Origin of the sequence: uncultured Allobaculum sp. (assembly GCF_948576815.1) — a bacterium.
In the GTDB taxonomy this organism is placed as follows: domain Bacteria; phylum Bacillota_I; class Bacilli_A; order Erysipelotrichales; family Erysipelotrichaceae; genus Allobaculum; species Allobaculum fili.
Genome location: NZ_CAPAEZ010000060.1, coordinates 1 through 15,586, shown reverse-complemented (window position 1 = coordinate 15,586; position 15,586 = coordinate 1). Strand labels below are relative to the sequence as shown.

General features: G+C 49.3%; 12 protein-coding genes. 4 read left to right on the top strand and 8 right to left on the bottom strand.

The genetic code is table 11. The features are described 5' to 3' along the window. Positions 1 to 497: 497 nt before the first annotated feature. A complete protein-coding gene (locus Q2J39_RS08490) occupies positions 498 to 1,430 on the top strand; it encodes a hypothetical protein (RefSeq protein WP_288340095.1) in 933 nt (310 codons plus the stop codon). A 118-nt stretch (positions 1,431 to 1,548) separates the two neighbouring features. Here Q2J39_RS08490 and Q2J39_RS08485 read toward each other — a convergent pair whose 3' ends face one another. Beyond that, positions 1,549 to 1,956: a (deoxy)nucleoside triphosphate pyrophosphohydrolase gene (locus Q2J39_RS08485; RefSeq protein ID WP_230267682.1), complete on the bottom strand. Its 408-nt coding sequence runs from the start codon at positions 1,954 to 1,956 to the stop codon at positions 1,549 to 1,551. 200 nt (positions 1,957 to 2,156) lie between these two features. Here Q2J39_RS08485 and Q2J39_RS08480 point away from each other — a divergent pair, with 200 nt between their 5' ends. Then, the gene (locus Q2J39_RS08480; protein ID WP_288340098.1) at positions 2,157 to 5,198 is read left to right on the top strand and encodes a DEAD/DEAH box helicase; all 3,042 of its coding nucleotides are present in this window, start codon (positions 2,157 to 2,159) and stop codon (positions 5,196 to 5,198) included. 168 nt (positions 5,199 to 5,366) lie between these two features. Here Q2J39_RS08480 and Q2J39_RS08475 read toward each other — a convergent pair whose 3' ends face one another. From Q2J39_RS08475 to ppdK, 5 genes are all read right to left on the bottom strand, one after another. Next, positions 5,367 to 6,191, bottom strand: coding sequence for a pyridoxamine kinase (locus Q2J39_RS08475; RefSeq protein ID WP_288340099.1), 825 nt, complete (start codon positions 6,189 to 6,191; stop codon positions 5,367 to 5,369). 71 nt (positions 6,192 to 6,262) lie between these two features. After that, positions 6,263 to 7,621 carry a hypothetical protein gene (locus tag Q2J39_RS08470; protein WP_230267685.1) on the bottom strand — a complete coding sequence of 453 codons (1,359 nt, stop codon included), beginning with the start codon at positions 7,619 to 7,621 and terminating at the stop codon, positions 6,263 to 6,265. Positions 7,622 to 7,764: 143 nt separating this feature from the next. Next, positions 7,765 to 8,115: a cyclophilin-like fold protein gene (locus Q2J39_RS08465; RefSeq protein WP_230267686.1), complete on the bottom strand. Its 351-nt coding sequence runs from the start codon at positions 8,113 to 8,115 to the stop codon at positions 7,765 to 7,767. A gap of 39 nt (positions 8,116 to 8,154) precedes the next feature. Continuing rightward, entirely contained in the window at positions 8,155 to 8,838 is a 684-nt protein-coding gene (gene epsC / locus Q2J39_RS08460; protein WP_230267687.1) for a serine O-acetyltransferase EpsC, read from the bottom strand. Between the two features lie 472 nt (positions 8,839 to 9,310). Then, the gene (gene ppdK, locus Q2J39_RS08455) at positions 9,311 to 11,941 is read right to left on the bottom strand and encodes a pyruvate, phosphate dikinase (protein WP_230267714.1); all 2,631 of its coding nucleotides are present in this window, start codon (positions 11,939 to 11,941) and stop codon (positions 9,311 to 9,313) included. 636 nt (positions 11,942 to 12,577) lie between these two features. Between ppdK and trpS the strand changes: the two genes are divergently transcribed. Continuing rightward, on the top strand, positions 12,578 to 13,561 hold the full coding sequence (gene trpS / locus Q2J39_RS08450) for a tryptophan--tRNA ligase (protein ID WP_230267688.1): 984 nt from the start codon (positions 12,578 to 12,580) through the stop codon (positions 13,559 to 13,561). Between the two features lie 235 nt (positions 13,562 to 13,796). On the opposite strand, the gene Q2J39_RS08445 is transcribed toward trpS, so the two are convergent. Beyond that, the gene (locus Q2J39_RS08445; RefSeq protein WP_230267689.1) at positions 13,797 to 14,324 is read right to left on the bottom strand and encodes a DUF6591 domain-containing protein; all 528 of its coding nucleotides are present in this window, start codon (positions 14,322 to 14,324) and stop codon (positions 13,797 to 13,799) included. 174 nt (positions 14,325 to 14,498) lie between these two features. Here Q2J39_RS08445 and Q2J39_RS08440 point away from each other — a divergent pair, with 174 nt between their 5' ends. Next, positions 14,499 to 14,654 carry a hypothetical protein gene (locus Q2J39_RS08440; protein WP_288340103.1) on the top strand — a complete coding sequence of 52 codons (156 nt, stop codon included), beginning with the start codon at positions 14,499 to 14,501 and terminating at the stop codon, positions 14,652 to 14,654. 17 nt (positions 14,655 to 14,671) lie between these two features. On the opposite strand, the gene Q2J39_RS08435 is transcribed toward Q2J39_RS08440, so the two are convergent. Continuing rightward, the gene (locus tag Q2J39_RS08435) at positions 14,672 to 15,151 is read right to left on the bottom strand and encodes a helix-turn-helix transcriptional regulator (protein ID WP_288340105.1); all 480 of its coding nucleotides are present in this window, start codon (positions 15,149 to 15,151) and stop codon (positions 14,672 to 14,674) included. Positions 15,152 to 15,586: the final 435 nt, after the last annotated feature.

Sequence of the window (15,586 nt, the reverse complement as noted above, 5' to 3'; positions counted from 1 at the left end):
GTGGTCGTCCACGCAAAAATCCGACCGTATAGTTTAGCTGATTGGGAAAGTTCTAATTAATGACAATTTTACATTTTTTATCCAATATGAATATTCTTTCATATTATTCGAATTATGCCGCGGTTGTTATTTCGTATTTTAACTGCCGTTTATCTCAAAAAGATATACCTTTCGACTGAGTTGTTGCTTTCTAAGGAAAATGCAATAATGATACGGAATTTGCGATTCAAAAAAGATCAGAGAGATTCAAATCGAACCATCCATTCGGTCAGAAAAATATCTTACCCTTCTCAGGTTATGGTTCACTGACTTTTTCTCTCTGAATTCTTCCAGCTATTCATCCAGGAAAGATGATCCGCTTTTTGTAACGTCATCTGGATACCTATATTAAAAAGGAGGGGCGCAATTCCTTTGATGTCCTGTTTTGACATCGGTATCCTTGCGCCATTCGTATGACTACTGATGAGAAAAATTTCGGAGCCCATACTCCGTCTGACATGCCTGAACTTCCAAAAACACCAGATTCGGATCCGGCTTTGAACCATCAGAATCTGGAGGAAGCTTCCGCTCCTTCAAAATCCAGTCTGGCGGAAACCGAAAAATCAGCTTCCGATCCAGAACAGCCGCTTACAGCTCAAACGACAGACACGGCACAGGCAGCGGGTACGGTCCAGGCGGAGGATTCGGATCAGACAATGACTCCCGCATCCGGCGAAAAGAAGGCTGGTTTCTGGAAAACGAAAAAGCATTCGGATGTACCTGTAAAAAGTCAGAAAAAGGATCTGCCTGCTAAAGACGAAAGAAAAGAAAAAAAGTATCCGAAAAAAGCCGAGGAAACCAGTGCGCCGAAAATCCGACCAGAGAAAAAGAAAGACAAGCCAAAGATAGCGAGCGACAAGCCAAAAAAGAACGGCTCGGATGAAGAAAGCTTCGCCGACGTGTTCAAACGTCACTACGCAATGACAAAAGACGAAAATTCTTCCCATCGTAAAAAGATGATCGCTTCCTTCATCATTCTTGGCGTTCTCTGCGTCCTTCTCATCGCTTCCCTGATCGCAATTCCTGTCCTGGGTGTGAATCTGTATACGCTTCAGGAAGAAAAGGCCAGCCTGCAAGGCGAACTTGCTTCCGTACAGAGCGATCTCTCGGACGCGAACAGCCGTAACGAAGAACTCGAATTTGGCCCAGCACGTCTTCTTCTCGATGCCAAAGCTCTGATGGGAGAAGAAAACTACGAAGAAGCCAAAAACACGCTGGAAGATCTGATCGAACAAAATCCGTCGACAGCGGAAGCAGAAGAAGCTCAGGATCTGATCGAAGAATGCGACGACCGTATTCAGGAACGAGAGGACAGCCTCAGCCGTCAGTCTTCCGAGCGCCAGTCCGAACAGAGTGAAGTTGGCTGTCCACTCAACGCAGTCGACGACTGATCGAGCCTGACAGCTGGTTTTCGATAATCAAAATAGAAGCGGAACATTGATAAAAACAATAAAAACAGATTCAGATATGTCCATGCACCTGCAGGACGATCTGAATCTGTTTTTTCGTTTATCGATTATTTTTTAAAGGATCCGCAAAAAGCGCTCGGCGATCGGCCTCTTCTAACATCTTTGTATCCGAGGGACAGAAGGTGTACTGATCAATTTCGTCCGGAGTGATCCAGGCGAAGGCCGGATGTTCCTTGCGTTCGAGCTGACCGCCAGTCTGTCTGCACTGAAAAAAGTGAAGATGAAGATTTCGATCTTCCAGACAGACGTCTGAAAATGGCCTGAGATCGCCGATCTGAATGCCCAGTTCTTCCTGGCACTCCCGCTTCAGGCAGTCTTCCAGACTCTCGCCCGGTTCCTGTTTGCCGCCGGGAAACTCCCATAAGCCGCCGCAGCTTTTATCGTCTGGTCTCTGGCAGATCAGAATTTTTCCATCTCTATGCAGGATAGCCGCCGTTACTTCAATCATATTTCATCTCTCCTGTCTCTCTGGCCACTTTCAAAGACATCCCTGTAGCATTGTCGATTGCAGGGATCAGACAGGCTCATCCTATCATGATTTTTCGGACTCCACAGAATTGCCTGGTAGTAAATCCTTGCTAGCTGCTTTTCCTGCACAATTAATGACGTATCCGTTGAATTTGGATGCACAGCTGCTAACCTGGAATCATGAATCAATTCAACTTGCTTAAAGCCGGGATGGAGAAGGCTTTTCTGGATGCCAAATGCAAGGCGAATCCAGATCTTGTCCCTTCCCTGCTTACCAATAATCCCAAAAAAGGACAGAAGGTATTCCTGGCGCTGGAAGCGGAACTTCAACGCTGTCAGGAATTCTGTTTCTCCGTAGCCTTTATTACCGAAAGCGGCCTGCAGCTGTTCAAGCCCGTTTTGCAGTATCTGGAACAGAAAGGAATTCCTGGACGGATTCTAACGACAGACTACCTTGCCTTCAGCGATCCCAAAGCCCTGAACACGCTTCTGGATCTGAAAAACATAGAGCTTCGCATGTACTGCTGCCAGAAACAGGAAAATCCTTCCGATTCCGTTGGCTTTCATACCAAAGGCTACTTTTTTGAAGAAGACGATCAGTGCTGCATGATTATCGGCTCATCCAACCTGACCGATGCAGCGCTCTGCACGAATGAGGAGTGGAACACGCGCCTGATCACCTCCAGAAAAGGCAGCTTTTATACGGAGTGCATGAATGCCTTTGAAAGCCTGTATACCAGTCCGCAGACCGTGCTTTACCGCGACTACGCCAGAGAGTACGAAGAAATCGTGCGGATTGCTTGCGCCAGCCATCCTTTCCAGCCGGTCCGTCAAGGGTTGAGTCATCCTTTTGATCTGCTTCCTGAGCCCAACGCCATGCAGGAAGATTTTGTCGAACGGCTTTCCGAGATGATTGAAGAGGGCAAGACGATAGCCTTGCTTATTTCCGCTACCGGAACGGGAAAAACGTATGCGAGCGCCTTTGCGGTCCGCCAGCACCAGCCCGGCCGTGTCCTGTTTCTCGTCCATCGGGAAAAGATCGCTCGTCAGGCCATGGAGTCGTTTCGACGGGTTCTGGGCGATGAGGCGTATACGTATGGTTTGCTGAGCGGCAATTCCCATGATGTAAATGCTTCCTGCCTGTTTTCTACCGTACAGACGATGTCGAAGCCGGGAACGTATATGCAGTTTGGAAAGCACGCCTTTGACTGGATCATTGTCGATGAAGTTCATCATGCGGCGTCCAATACCTACCAGACGCTGTTTGAGTATTTCCGTCCAAAATTCTGGCTGGGCATGTCGGCCACACCGGAGCGAACCGACCGCAATAGCATTTATGAGCTGTTCGACTACAATGTCGCCTGCCGCATTACCCTGAGCGATGCGTTAGAACAAAACCTGCTCTGCCCGTTCCATTATTATGCGCTGGACGATCTTTCCGTCTCTGCAGACTATTCGATCGATTCCATCGATCCTAGAGACTTTCAGAAGCTGAAGGAAGAAGAGCGGGTGAAGCATATTCTCGCCCAGGCTCGCTATTACGGCTGGAGCGGCGATCGTGTCAAAGGACTGATCTTTGTCAGTACGATCGAAGAAGCTGAAAAGCTCAGTCATGCCCTGAATGCCCAGGGCCTTCAGACGCTGGCTCTTTCCAGCCGTGACTATTCGGAAGCGGAACGCGACGAAGCGATCGAACGGCTTTGTCAGGATCGCTACGATGAACATGCGCTCGATTATCTGATTACGGTCGGTATTTTCAATGAAGGCGTCGACATTCCGGAAGTGAATCAGGTCCTGCTTTTGCGCCCGACGCAGTCGGCGATTGTTTTCACGCAGCAGCTTGGCCGCGGCTTACGTAAATACAAAGGCAAGGAATTTGTGACCGTCCTCGATTTTGTCGGCCAATACAAGGAAAACTATCTGATTCCTGCTGCACTTTCCGGAGACAAGACGGGCAATAAAGATATGCTTCGCCGTTTTGTCTATGAAGGAAATCGAGAAATTCCCGGGATCAGTTCGGTTCATTTTTCACCGATCGCGCGCTCGCGGATTTTGCAGTCGATCGACTTGGCCCACATGAATTCCGCCGCTAAACTGGCGGAAGGCTACTTCGATATGCGTCAGCAGCTCGGCCGGATCCCGCGCCTTGTGGATTTTGAACAGGCGCAGGGCATGGATCCTATGCTGATCTTCACCAATCCCACATATCGCTGCTATCCTGAATTTACAAGCCGTATGGAAAAGGACCGCACTCTTTTAACGCAGTATTCCGATCTTGAACTTGGCTTTTTGCAGTTTGTCTCCCGGTACTGGGCCAATGGAAAGCGAGCGCTCGAACTCTGGCTGCTGGAAAGTCTGGTTCATCACCAAAAGGACTGGCTTGAACATTTTCTTGCGGTTCTCGATGAGTATGGCATTCGGCTCAAAAAAGAAACCTGGAAAAATCTGAACCGTCAGTTTGAGATGAAGTGGCTGCTGCCGCAGACCCGAAACGATCTTCGTTCTAAAGGCATTGTCTTTCTTGAACGAAAGCCGTCGATTTCCGAAGAAGAAATTCTTATCCGACTCGTCAAAGCTGCTAGTCTTCCTCTGGAAGCACGCCAGGCTCTCTCCAGACAAATCGAACACGACTTTGAAATTGCACCCTCTTTTCTTCAGGCGCTTACTCATCCCGACTTTTACGATCAGCTGACGGATCTCATGGAATTTAGTCTGCTTCGCTGGAAAAACAAATATAGTAAGACGACGGACGGCACATGGTTCGATCTGTATCAGTCCTATACATATGCGGATGTTTTCCGCTTGCTCGATCTTCCCGTCTTTGAAAATGCGCAGAACGTCGGCGGATACAAGCTCTTTAAAGAACAGAATCTTCTCCCCGTCTTTATCAACTACCAGAAAGCGGAAGATCTGGCTCAAAGCCTTCAGTACGAAGACCATTTTGAATCGCCTTCCCGTCTGATCGCGTTCTCCAAAAACCGAAGAACGCTCGCTTCACCGGAAATTCGATCGCTTCAAAGCGAACATCCGCCAATCGTTCTTCTCTTTTTGCGAAAAAGCAATGACGACACGACCAAGGCGTTTTATTTCCTCGGGGAAATGAAACCGGATGGCCTGTTTGAGCAGACTACGATGGCCAACGATGCATCTGTCGTTAAAATCGGCTATCGTCTGCTGACCCCCTTGCGCGAGGATCTGTACGATTACTTTGTCAAAAGCTGATCCTCTGGTTAACGTATTCGCTTACTGCCTCAAATCATTTTTCATTCCGTTGAAAAAGGACGGGATTCGGTTTATGCCGTTCCCGTCCTTTCATTTGTATTGTTTGTCTGAACGGTATCCTGTTTTCATGAGCAAATGGAACCAGTCTGTTCGTTTTGTCCAATGCTTTTAAAGCTTAAGCAGCCGATCGAGGACCAGCTCAAAAGGAACCCCTTCAAAAGGCGGTGTATTTTCCTTTTGCGCCTGTCGCAGACAGATTCGAACAAAATCGCCAGCCTGTCGGACACTCTCCCCGAGAGAGCTGCCCTGCATAAGCAGACCGGCTGTTACCGCCGAGAAGACATCGCCGGTTCCGGGACGTCCAGCTCCTTCCCTGGCTGAGATGATTGGATCAAACTGTCCCGTTTTAAAATCGCAGACATAGTCTTCAATTTTTCCATCGCGTTCAATGCCGGAAATCACGACCTGATCCGGTCCAAGACGATGGAGCGCTTCGGCCAGCGCATGAATCTGTTTGCGATCGGGATGCGAATGATACGATTTGCCGCAAAGCAGAAAGGCTTCACTGAGATTGGGAAGAATCAGATCCGCCCGTCGGACCAGATTTCGCATCGCTTCTACTACGTGTTCGTTCAGACCGGAATACAGCTGCCCGTCATCGGCCATGGCCGGATCGACAACAAGAAACGGTTTCTGCTCCTTAAACCGATCCAGAAACGTCTGAATCTTATCGGCCTGTTTTTCATTGGCGATATACCCGCTTAAAACGGCGTCAAAAGAGACGTTTGCGGCTTTCCAGGTTTCCATCCAGGGATCAAGCTCTTCGCTCAGATCGCGCAGCGTATACGCCGGATAAGCCGTATGACAGGAAAGGATGGAAGTCGGCATGAGCAGGCATTCCATGCGCAGAACGCTTAAGATCGGCAGCCAGACCGCCAGAGAACTGCGTCCAAAGCCGGAAAGATCATTGATGAGTACGATTTTCTTTTGCATGTTTTCCTTTCCTGCCGCAGCAGGCGGCAGCTATCAAATGCTCGTCTTTTAAACTTTTGGAACCGATGAATTTACCTGCGGTTTTCTTCAAACCCGGCATACACGTCTGTCCAGGCATTTTTTCGAGCCGGCTGATCGAGAGAAAGCTGCTGCAGATGCTGCGCCTGTTTAAGCCCGTCTTTCATAAAGCTGGAAAAGTCTTTCCGAACTCGGCTGGCGAGCAGTTCGCTTTTCGGATTTTGGATTTTTAATTTCTGATGGCGCAGACACGCGACCGCCTGTTCCTGATTCAGCCGTTCAAAGAACACTTCCATATCCGACAGGAACGTATCGAGCTCTTCCAAAGCCGAACTGCCTGTATCCACGTCATACAGAATTCTGGCCTGATCGAGCGGCAGAACGCAGGAGTTCTTAAAATTCTGAATAGCGTAAATCTGATCTTTCATCGACAGTGAGAAATCGTCGAGACAGGCAAGAAAAACCAGAAACAGATGACAGAAATACGCATCGTCGGCACTGATGCCAGAAAGTTCGTACGGATTAAGATCGATCATGCGCAGTTCAATATGGCTGGCGCCAAGACTATTGAGCGCGTCGAGCGAATACGCTGAAGCCGGCTTAATGCGGACGGGATAATACAGTTCCCGCGGCGCTTTGAGCAGACCTTCTTCTACGTAATGCTCGATGGAAGACGTATAGCTTTGCATATCGGTGTAGTCAAACCACGGCGTAAAGAAATTCCAAAAGCCGTGGATGGAATTGCGCATGGAACTGAATCCAAAATAAAGCGGCTGGCCGCACGCAGATTCGTTCATCAGCGAACCATCAAAAACCGGCGACGCATTGAGCAGGGCATCAATGATCCATCCGTACCAGACCGCTTTCTGCGCCAGATCGAGATAAAACGCGTTGCGAAAAGACTTGTAGGAGTCAATTTCATGTCTTGTACCGGAATTGTGCTCAGAGTAGAGCGTGTATTCCCGTTTGAGCAGCGCGTCGGAAAACGAAAAATTGTAATGAATGCCGGAAAACAGCATTTTCATTTTTCCATAGCGGTCCGCCAGATAATGACGATATTCCGTCGAAGAAGACAGGCCGCTTTGCAGCATCGGTATGTCTTCCATCGAGGAAATCATCGGCGGGTTGGAAAACGGCCAGAGCGTCTCGCCCTGTTTGGCCAGAATGTTTTGCATGAGAACGGTCAGTTCTTCACATTCCCTGCGTGCGCTCTGCCAGTCCGGATAGACCGCGGTATTGATCTCTGTCTGGTTTTCCGCAAAGTCCTGCACAATTTTCGAGTGGGAAAACGGATGCAGGCTCTGTGCCATTTTTCCAGTTTTCGACTCGATTCGAAGACTTTCCTTTTCCAGACCGAACCCGCCCTCAAACAGATGGGATCGGACCTCTGCATCCTGCAGATGAATCTTCATAAAACTCCCCCTTTAAATCGAAGAATATCACACTCTACCGCCCTGAACTGGGCGGTGTTAAAAGATCGAAAACAGATCTACGGGTCAAACTCTCGATTTCCGTATGAAACAGAAAAAGGAAGAAGTTGCTTCCCTCTTCCTCTTTAGTAGATTTCTTCAATTTTAACAGGACCATGCAGATTGCGGACCGCTCCCTGCCCGGCAACTGGCATGCCGATTTCATACAGGTTTTCATACTGGGAATAGCCGCCGTAGTAGAGAATTACTTCGTTCCACGGTTCATGGTAGCAGAGGCCTTCAATGCCGCCCGGCGCAATAGGAGCGCCGAATGTGGAGAGTTTTTTAGGCGGAACAAAGGACATCTCCGAAGAACCGATTTGATTGAGAATTACCGTCAGCGGAAGCATGCGTTCGAGGGCATGACCAAGCTCGCTGTCATGGATTTCATAGGTGACGTCATTTCCATAGCTGTCTGAAAACTTGAATTTCATCATTAATCATCCTTTTCATTTTAAAGTCATGGACTTGTTTTCTTATTCTTTGTCTATTTTAGACTTTCGCCTGTCTTTGGCAACCTCCCGTTCATTATCGATCGCCGATTTGGCTGGACAGACGGCTATTTTGCCTTCCTGAAGGCATCGAATGTCTTCCCGGCTCCAGCGTTCCTTACCCTGAACGCAGAGATTGGAATGTTTTCCCTGTTTATAGCGTACCGGATAGGCTGGCGGGCAGACAACAGTAGAGCCCGGTTCCACATTCCGGATGACAATCGCGCCGGCACCAACTTTGGCGTCCTTTCCGATCGTAATATTTCCGAGAATTTTGGCACCGGCGCCAATCAGAACGCCGTCTTCGACGGTGGGATGACGCTTTCCTTTATCTTTTCCCGTACCGCCCAGGGTGACGCCCTGATAAATTTTCACATCGTCGCCGATAATGCAGGTTTCGCCGATGACTACGCCGCTGCCATGATCAATAAAGAAGCGCTTGCCGATCTGGGCCCCGGGATGGATATCGATTCCCGTTTTCTGCTGCGCACGCAGGGACATCCAGCGCGCCAGAACATAATGTTTTTTCTGATACAGCCGATGGGTTCTGTACCAGGTTTTGATCGCCCGATAACCGGGCATCCTCAGGATTTCGAGTTTGGAATTTAAGGAAGGGTCAAGAGCCATGAAGCATTCCTGCTCTTCCTTGATAAACGCGCGATATCCCATAAAATCATCCTTTCCAGTCAACAGATTCAATTTTAATCAAAAAAACAGGCACCTGCCTAATCAACGGCCTGTTCCCTTCCCCAACTTGTCGATTTTGAATGAAAATCCATGAAACCCGTTGGCATGTCGTGTAAGCAAGCCTCGTTTTTCACCAAAGCGGCAAATAAAACCGATCCGGCAGGACTTTTCCAAGACTAGAGGATGAAACCGTCCATGGCAAGATGCATTTTGAAGAAAATCGATAGGATATCGCCAAGCCATGGCAAGGGACAGAGATTTAGTGCGGTCATCATCGAGCATCACACATTCCTCTTCGTTTTTAAATTGCCGTGAAGTTTCATCCGGCCAAAAGAAAACAGCGGACCGTTTTTGCGGGCGGTCCGCTGTGGATCAACGAGATTCAATAGTCAGACGTATGGGTCTTCAGACACGCTGGTCAGGAAATCCAGCATCTGGAATCATCGAAAGGATCTTATTTGGAATGCTTGATTGCAGCCTGAGCAGCAGCCAGACGGGCAATTGGTACGCGGAACGGCGAGCAGGAAACGTAGTTCAGGCCGAGTCCGTCTACAAATTCGATGGAGGCTGGATCGCCGCCGTGTTCACCGCAGACACCAAGCTTGATGTCCGGACGGGTAGCGCGGCCGCGTTCTGCAGCAATCTTGATCAGTTCGCCGACACCAGTCTGGTCGAGTTTGGCAAACGGATCGTTTTCGTAAATCTTGGCTTCTGCATATTTTGGCAGGAAGTTTCCAGCGTCATCGCGGGAGAAACCGAAGGTCAGCTGGGTCAGGTCGTTTGTACCGAAGGAGAAGAATTCCGCTTCTTTAGCGAGTTCTCCAGCCTGGAGAGCCGCACGGGGTACTTCGATCATCGTACCAACATGGTATTCCATATCCACGCCTTCTTCAGCCAGGATTTCTTTTGCGGTATCATCAACGATCTTCTTCACGTATTTCAGTTCTTTCAGATCGCCGATCAGCGGGAGCATAATTTCAGGAACGATGTTCCATTCCGGATGTTTCTTGTTTACATTGATTGCAGCACGGATAACGGCTTCGGTCTGCATTCTGGCAATGCCAGGGTTGGAGACAGCCAGACGGCTTCCGCGATGACCCATCATCGGGTTCACTTCGTGCAGTCCGTCAACAACCGCCTGAAGTTCATCGGCTTCCATGCCCATTTCAGCAGCCAGTTCAGCCACTTCTTCGGCTTTGTGCGGGAGGAATTCATGCAGAGGCGGATCGAGGTAACGGATGGTGACTGGACGGCCTTCCATCGCTTCGTAAATGCCTTCGAAGTCTTCCTGCTGGAGCGGTTCGATTTTCGCGAGGGCCGCTTCCATCTGTTCCGGAGTCTTGGCAACGATCATTTCACGGATGGATTTGATCTTGTCGCCGTCAAAGAACATATGTTCGGTACGAACGAGACCGATGCCTTCTGCGCCGAAGCTTACAGCCTGTGCAGCGTCACGCGGAGTGTCGGCATTGGTGCGGATTTTCAGACGGCGTCTTTCATCGGCCCACTTCATGAAGCGGTCGAAGTCGCCGGAAATTTCAGCTGGTACGGTCGGGATGGCTCCGCCGTATACTTTACCGGTCGAACCGTCGAGGGAAATGAAGTCGCCGCGCTTGAAAGTCTGGCCGTTAACGGTGAACTGACCGTTTGGCTCATCCATTTCAATTTCGCCGGCGCCGGATACGCAGCAGGCACCCATTCCGCGGGCAACAACAGCTGCGTGGGAAGTCATGCCGCCACGAACGGTAAGGATACCTTCCGCAGCTGCCATACCCTGAATGTCTTCTGGAGAAGTTTCGAGACGGACAAGAACAACTTTCTTGCCGTTGGCAGCTTCTACGATCGCTTCTTCTGCAGTGAAGACGATCTGACCGCAGGCAGCACCAGGAGAAGCAGGCAGCGCTGTCGTTACGGCTTCAGCTTCTTTCAGAGCGTCGGCGTCAAACATCGGGTGAAGCAGAGAATCAAGCTGCTGCGGTTCTACCATCAGCAGGGCTTCATCGGTGTTGATCATGCCTTCGTCAACCATGTCGCAGGCAATTTTCAGAGCGGCCTGAGCGGTACGTTTACCATTACGGGTCTGGAGCATGAAGAGTTTTCCGTTTTCAATGGTGAACTCCATGTCCTGCATGTTTTTGTAATGATGTTCAAGAGTGTCACAGATCTTAACGAACTGTTCGTAAGCTTCCGGAGCAATCTCCTTCAGCTGGTCAATTTTATTTGGAGTACGAACGCCGGCAACAACGTCTTCGCCCTGTGCGTTCATCAGGAATTCGCCGTACAGCTTTCTTTCGCCAGTAGCCGGGTTGCGGGTAAAGGCTACGCCAGTGCCGCAGTCGTTGCCCATGTTGCCGAATACCATCATCTGTACGTTAACCGCAGTTCCCCAGCTCGACGGGATGTCGTTCTGTTTGCGGTAGTAAATCGCACGTTCATTGTTCCAGGAACGGAATACGGCTTCAATGGCTTCCATCATCTGATCTTTTGGATCGGTCGGGAAGTCGGTACCGAGTTCTTCACGGTAGAACGCCTTAAAGCGTTTTACGAGTTCCTTCATATCTTCAGCGTCGAGATCAAGATCGTTTTTAACGCCCTTTTCTTTCTTGACTTCGTCGATGATTTCTTCGAAACGTTTTTTGGAAAGTCCTTTAACTACGTCTGCGAACATCTGAATAAAGCGGCGGTAAGAGTCGTAGGCAAAGCGGGGATTTCCAGTTTTTGCAGCAATAACTTCAGCAACGGTATCGTTGATGCCCAGGTTCAGGATGGTGTCCATCATGCCCGGCATGGAAGCCCGTGCACCGGAGCGTACCGAAACAAGCAGCGGGTTTTCGGAATCGCCGAATCTTTTACCGGTTTCTTTTTCCAGGTTTTCCAGAGTAGCAAAGATCTGCGCCTTGATTTCGTCGTTAATCTTTTCCCCATCGTCATAATACTTGTTGCAGGCTTCTGTCGTGATGGTGAAACCGTTGGGGACGGGCATGCCAAGCTTGCTCATTTCTGCAAGGTTGGCACCTTTTCCGCCAAGCAGTTCACGCATACCGGCATCGCCTTCAATAAAGCGATACACATATTTGGTATCCATGCGTTTCCTCCTTGTTAAAATCTCATACTTCATTATTTTACAAGGTTTTTCGGGAATGGAAACATCCTCATTGCAATCGCTTACACAATCTTCAAGCGAAATGACCACAAACGCGGCAGGTTTTAAAACGGCCGGACAGACGTCCTTCAGCTTGCATTTCCTGTTGCATCTGGCGAACGAATCCAAGGTGTAAAGCTCCTCAGCGAGCTCTTTTTCGTCCGGTGAAAAAAGAAGAAACGGTCTTGGAATCAGAGACGGAGAAGAAATAATCTTTTCGGGATTTTTATCGCATACGTCAGCGATCATCTTTATATAGGGCAGATTTTCTTTTTCATCAAGAAGCAGCGAATAGAGAGGCTTCTGCGTAAACGGAATGTCCTTTTCCTTGAGCAGCAGGCGGGCCGCACGCGTTCGGGCGCATCCAGGAACGGTAAGCAGTACAGGCACAGTTCATCTTCCTTTCGAGATCTAGAGTCGATCCTGCAGAACGGGGATCGGGTCAAAAAAGCCCGAATTGCTTCAGACTCTTTAGGGTTTCCTTTCTGCGGGGAAACGTCTAAAGTGTAATAAATGATGAAAAAAATGTCATAAACTCGAAGAACCGAATGACACAATTTTCGCAATAAGGAGAATTTCATGAAGAGAATGCTCAGCGGAATCAAGCCGACCGGACGTCTGACTTTAGGCAACTACATCGGCGCCATCCGCGAATTTGTTAAGTATCAGGATGAATACGAAATGTTCATTTTCATCGCTAACCAGCACGCACTGACCATCCCGATTAAGGCGGCGGAACTGCGCCGCAACACGAAGGATCTGATCGCCATTTACCTGGCGGCCGGTCTCGATCCCAAAAAGGTTACCCTCTTTTTGCAGAGCGATGTTCCCGCCCACGCCCAGCTTGGCTGGATCATGACGTGCCTGTCCGGTTATGGCGAACTGCAGCGGATGACACAGTTCAAGGATAAAATGGCCAAGCAGGAAACCGGCATTACCGCAGGTCTGTTTACGTACCCGTCTTTAATGGCAGCCGATATTCTGCTTTACGATCCGGAATACGTACCGGTAGGTCAGGATCAGCAGCAGCATGTGGAACTGACCCGCGACCTGGCGGAACGCTTCAACAAGCGCTATTCGGATACATTCACCATTCCAGAACCGCTCGTAACCAAAGTCGGTGCCAAAATTTACGACCTGCAAAACCCGACGAAGAAAATGTCCAAGTCCGAATCTTCGCCAAAAGGCGTAATCGACCTGCTCGACGATCCGAAATCCGCCCGCAACAAAATCAAGGGCGCCGTTACCGATTCCTTAGGCCATGTCGCCTTTGATCCGGAAAACCAGCCCGGCGTCTCCAACCTGCTGACCATTCTTTCCGCGCTCAGCGGCGAGTCTATCGATTCCATTGTCGCCCGCTACGAAGGCAAGGGCTACGGCGATCTGAAAGAAGAAACCGGCCAGGCCGTTCATGACTTTCTGACCGCTCTGCAGGCCAAATACAAGGAAATTCTTGCCGAAGGCAAAGTGGATGCCATTCTCAAGGAAGGGGCAGAACGCGCCAGCAGAATCGCCAACAAGAAAATTTCCAAAGTGTACCGCAAAGTCGGTCTGAGTCTTTAATTCGACTTTAGAAAAAACTTCTTAAGACCTGATTTCTAATCCAAAATAAAGGCCTCACGTCTCCTTTTGAAAGAGACGTGAGGCCTTTTGTGCTCTATTTGCGATAGGTAGGGTGCAGACCAAGTTTTTGACACCCAGATAAATCCCATCTGCATCCTTTGTTCAGACGGTCGGCATCATTTTCAAACCGGCTCTTTAGTCTACGCCAGGCTGTTCTTCGCAAACCCGATCTGGATTACTGGGCGATCGCCAGCAGGCTCTGGGTAATGTGCAGATAGGCTTCGGTCCAGTATTTGGTTTCTGCGGCGCTCCATCCATCGCTTCCCGATTCAAATCCGTCGAGCTTGTCATCCATGTCGGCGACTTTCGTCGTCCAGTTCGCCATTTCCAGAAGCAGTCCCATATCGCCCGGATTTTGCATGTAGCGTTTCATGAAGTCGACATACTCGTCATAAAACTTCACATAAGCGTCGACCGCTTCCTTAAACTCCGGACGAATGCCGTCGGAAGCCGGCTGTTGGGCAGGTTCCTCTTTAGCGGGAGCGGGCTGAGGAGCCGGTTCCGGTTTTTTTTCAGCGACCGGCGTTTCTTCAACCGGCTTTTCCGATGGCGCAGCTTCCTTTTTGCTTTCGCTTGCGATCGATGAAATCGCAGAAGATTCTGTAATGCTTGTTTTTGCTGCTTTTTTACTGGAAGATCCGCACGCTCCAAGGACCATACTGGTGGCGAGTGCTGCCATCAGCAGCGCATTTCGTTTTTTCATATGTGTTCCCTTTCTTTTTCGATCTTTTTCGTTTCTGATCTTTTTTTCTATGAATGGATGGGCCAACGATTTTCAAAACTGTTCGGCTTCTTCACTGGATCCATTTTCAAAATCTCTGCATTTTCATTCCGACTTTTTCTGCTTCCGTATCTCGTTTTTTCCTTTTCTGCTCGGATGAATGCTCCAGCGCAGACTGGCATCACCCGGGCGTATGGAGTAAACGGCCTAATCGGCCGGGAACTGGATCCAAAATTTGCCTGTAAGAAAAACGAACCGGCGAATCGTTCGAAATCGCCGGTTCGTACTCTGGACTGGATCCGTATTCCATAAGTTTTTCTGTACTGCGCTTACTCCTCCGCGCTCTGGATCGGCTTCATCTTCAGCCAGAGTTCGAGCTCCCGGCCTGCCTGACCGAGATCTTTCATACGCTGACTGCTTTCCTTTAGAAACTCCGCTTCTTCCGCGGTGATCGACTTGGCGGCTCCGAGCTGCAGCAGGCGCTGACGGTCGCCTTCGAGCTGGGTATACGCAAGTTCGGCATGAACGATGATCTGAGCCAGTGAATAAAGTTCCACCGCTTTGTCATATTTCTGGCCAATAGCGCAATGCATGGCGCAATGGCAGCTGGAGAGCGTGTAATCGCCGTACGCTTCCTCCATGGCCAGAACATCGCGCGGATCGATCGCCGATTTGTTTCGTTCCATTTTTTCAAGCTGATTTTCGGAGAGATAGACGATTTTTTCTGACGCTTGCTTCCGGGTAAGCCCGGCCTTTTCGCGCGATTTCTGGTAAATGCTTTTCTGACTACGCAAAGATTTTCTTCCCATGAGCTGACTGGCGTCCCTTTGGGACGCACTCCCTTCCAGGAAGCGCATCCGCAATGGACCCGTATTCAGCTGATTCTTTTTTGAAAAGGCACATCGCCCATGGCTTCCATTAAAGGGGCCGCAAATTTTGCGAGATGCCTTTATGAGTGCTCCAATGAAAAACGAACGAGTTTTCGTTCGTGCATCCTTGAACAAGTTCATCGTATCAATCTAAATTTGTTAAATATACATTCAAAACGGCGATTTCCTGATTGGTTTTCGCCTTTTTTGGCGGATTTATTTCCTGTCTCTGCTGTTCGGCTCGATCCAAAACGCGTTAAAAGTACCCTATGTCGTACAAAAACTCAGGGGTTAAGGAAGAAAAGCTGATCACCAGCCAATCCTTTGTAAGCGTCAAATAAAAGACGGGTATTTTCTCGACCGCCTCCTTGGGAT

Bases quoted from the DNA above. Each gene is read 5' to 3' on its own strand.
- Q2J39_RS08490 (WP_288340095.1), top strand. From the start codon at position 498: ATGCCTGAACTTCCAAAAACACCAGATTCGGATCCGGCTTTGAACCAT.
- Q2J39_RS08485 (WP_230267682.1), bottom strand. From the start codon at position 1,956: ATGATTGAAGTAACGGCGGCTATCCTGCATAGAGATGGAAAAATTCTG.
- Q2J39_RS08480 (WP_288340098.1), top strand. From the start codon at position 2,157: ATGAATCAATTCAACTTGCTTAAAGCCGGGATGGAGAAGGCTTTTCTG.
- Q2J39_RS08475 (WP_288340099.1), bottom strand. From the start codon at position 6,191: ATGCAAAAGAAAATCGTACTCATCAATGATCTTTCCGGCTTTGGACGC.
- Q2J39_RS08470 (WP_230267685.1), bottom strand. From the start codon at position 7,621: ATGAAGATTCATCTGCAGGATGCAGAGGTCCGATCCCATCTGTTTGAG.
- Q2J39_RS08465 (WP_230267686.1), bottom strand. From the start codon at position 8,115: ATGATGAAATTCAAGTTTTCAGACAGCTATGGAAATGACGTCACCTAT.
- epsC (WP_230267687.1), bottom strand. From the start codon at position 8,838: ATGGGATATCGCGCGTTTATCAAGGAAGAGCAGGAATGCTTCATGGCT.
- ppdK (WP_230267714.1), bottom strand. From the start codon at position 11,941: ATGGATACCAAATATGTGTATCGCTTTATTGAAGGCGATGCCGGTATG.
- trpS (WP_230267688.1), top strand. From the start codon at position 12,578: ATGAAGAGAATGCTCAGCGGAATCAAGCCGACCGGACGTCTGACTTTA.
- Q2J39_RS08445 (WP_230267689.1), bottom strand. From the start codon at position 14,324: ATGAAAAAACGAAATGCGCTGCTGATGGCAGCACTCGCCACCAGTATG.
- Q2J39_RS08440 (WP_288340103.1), top strand. From the start codon at position 14,499: ATGAATGCTCCAGCGCAGACTGGCATCACCCGGGCGTATGGAGTAAAC.
- Q2J39_RS08435 (WP_288340105.1), bottom strand. From the start codon at position 15,151: ATGGGAAGAAAATCTTTGCGTAGTCAGAAAAGCATTTACCAGAAATCG.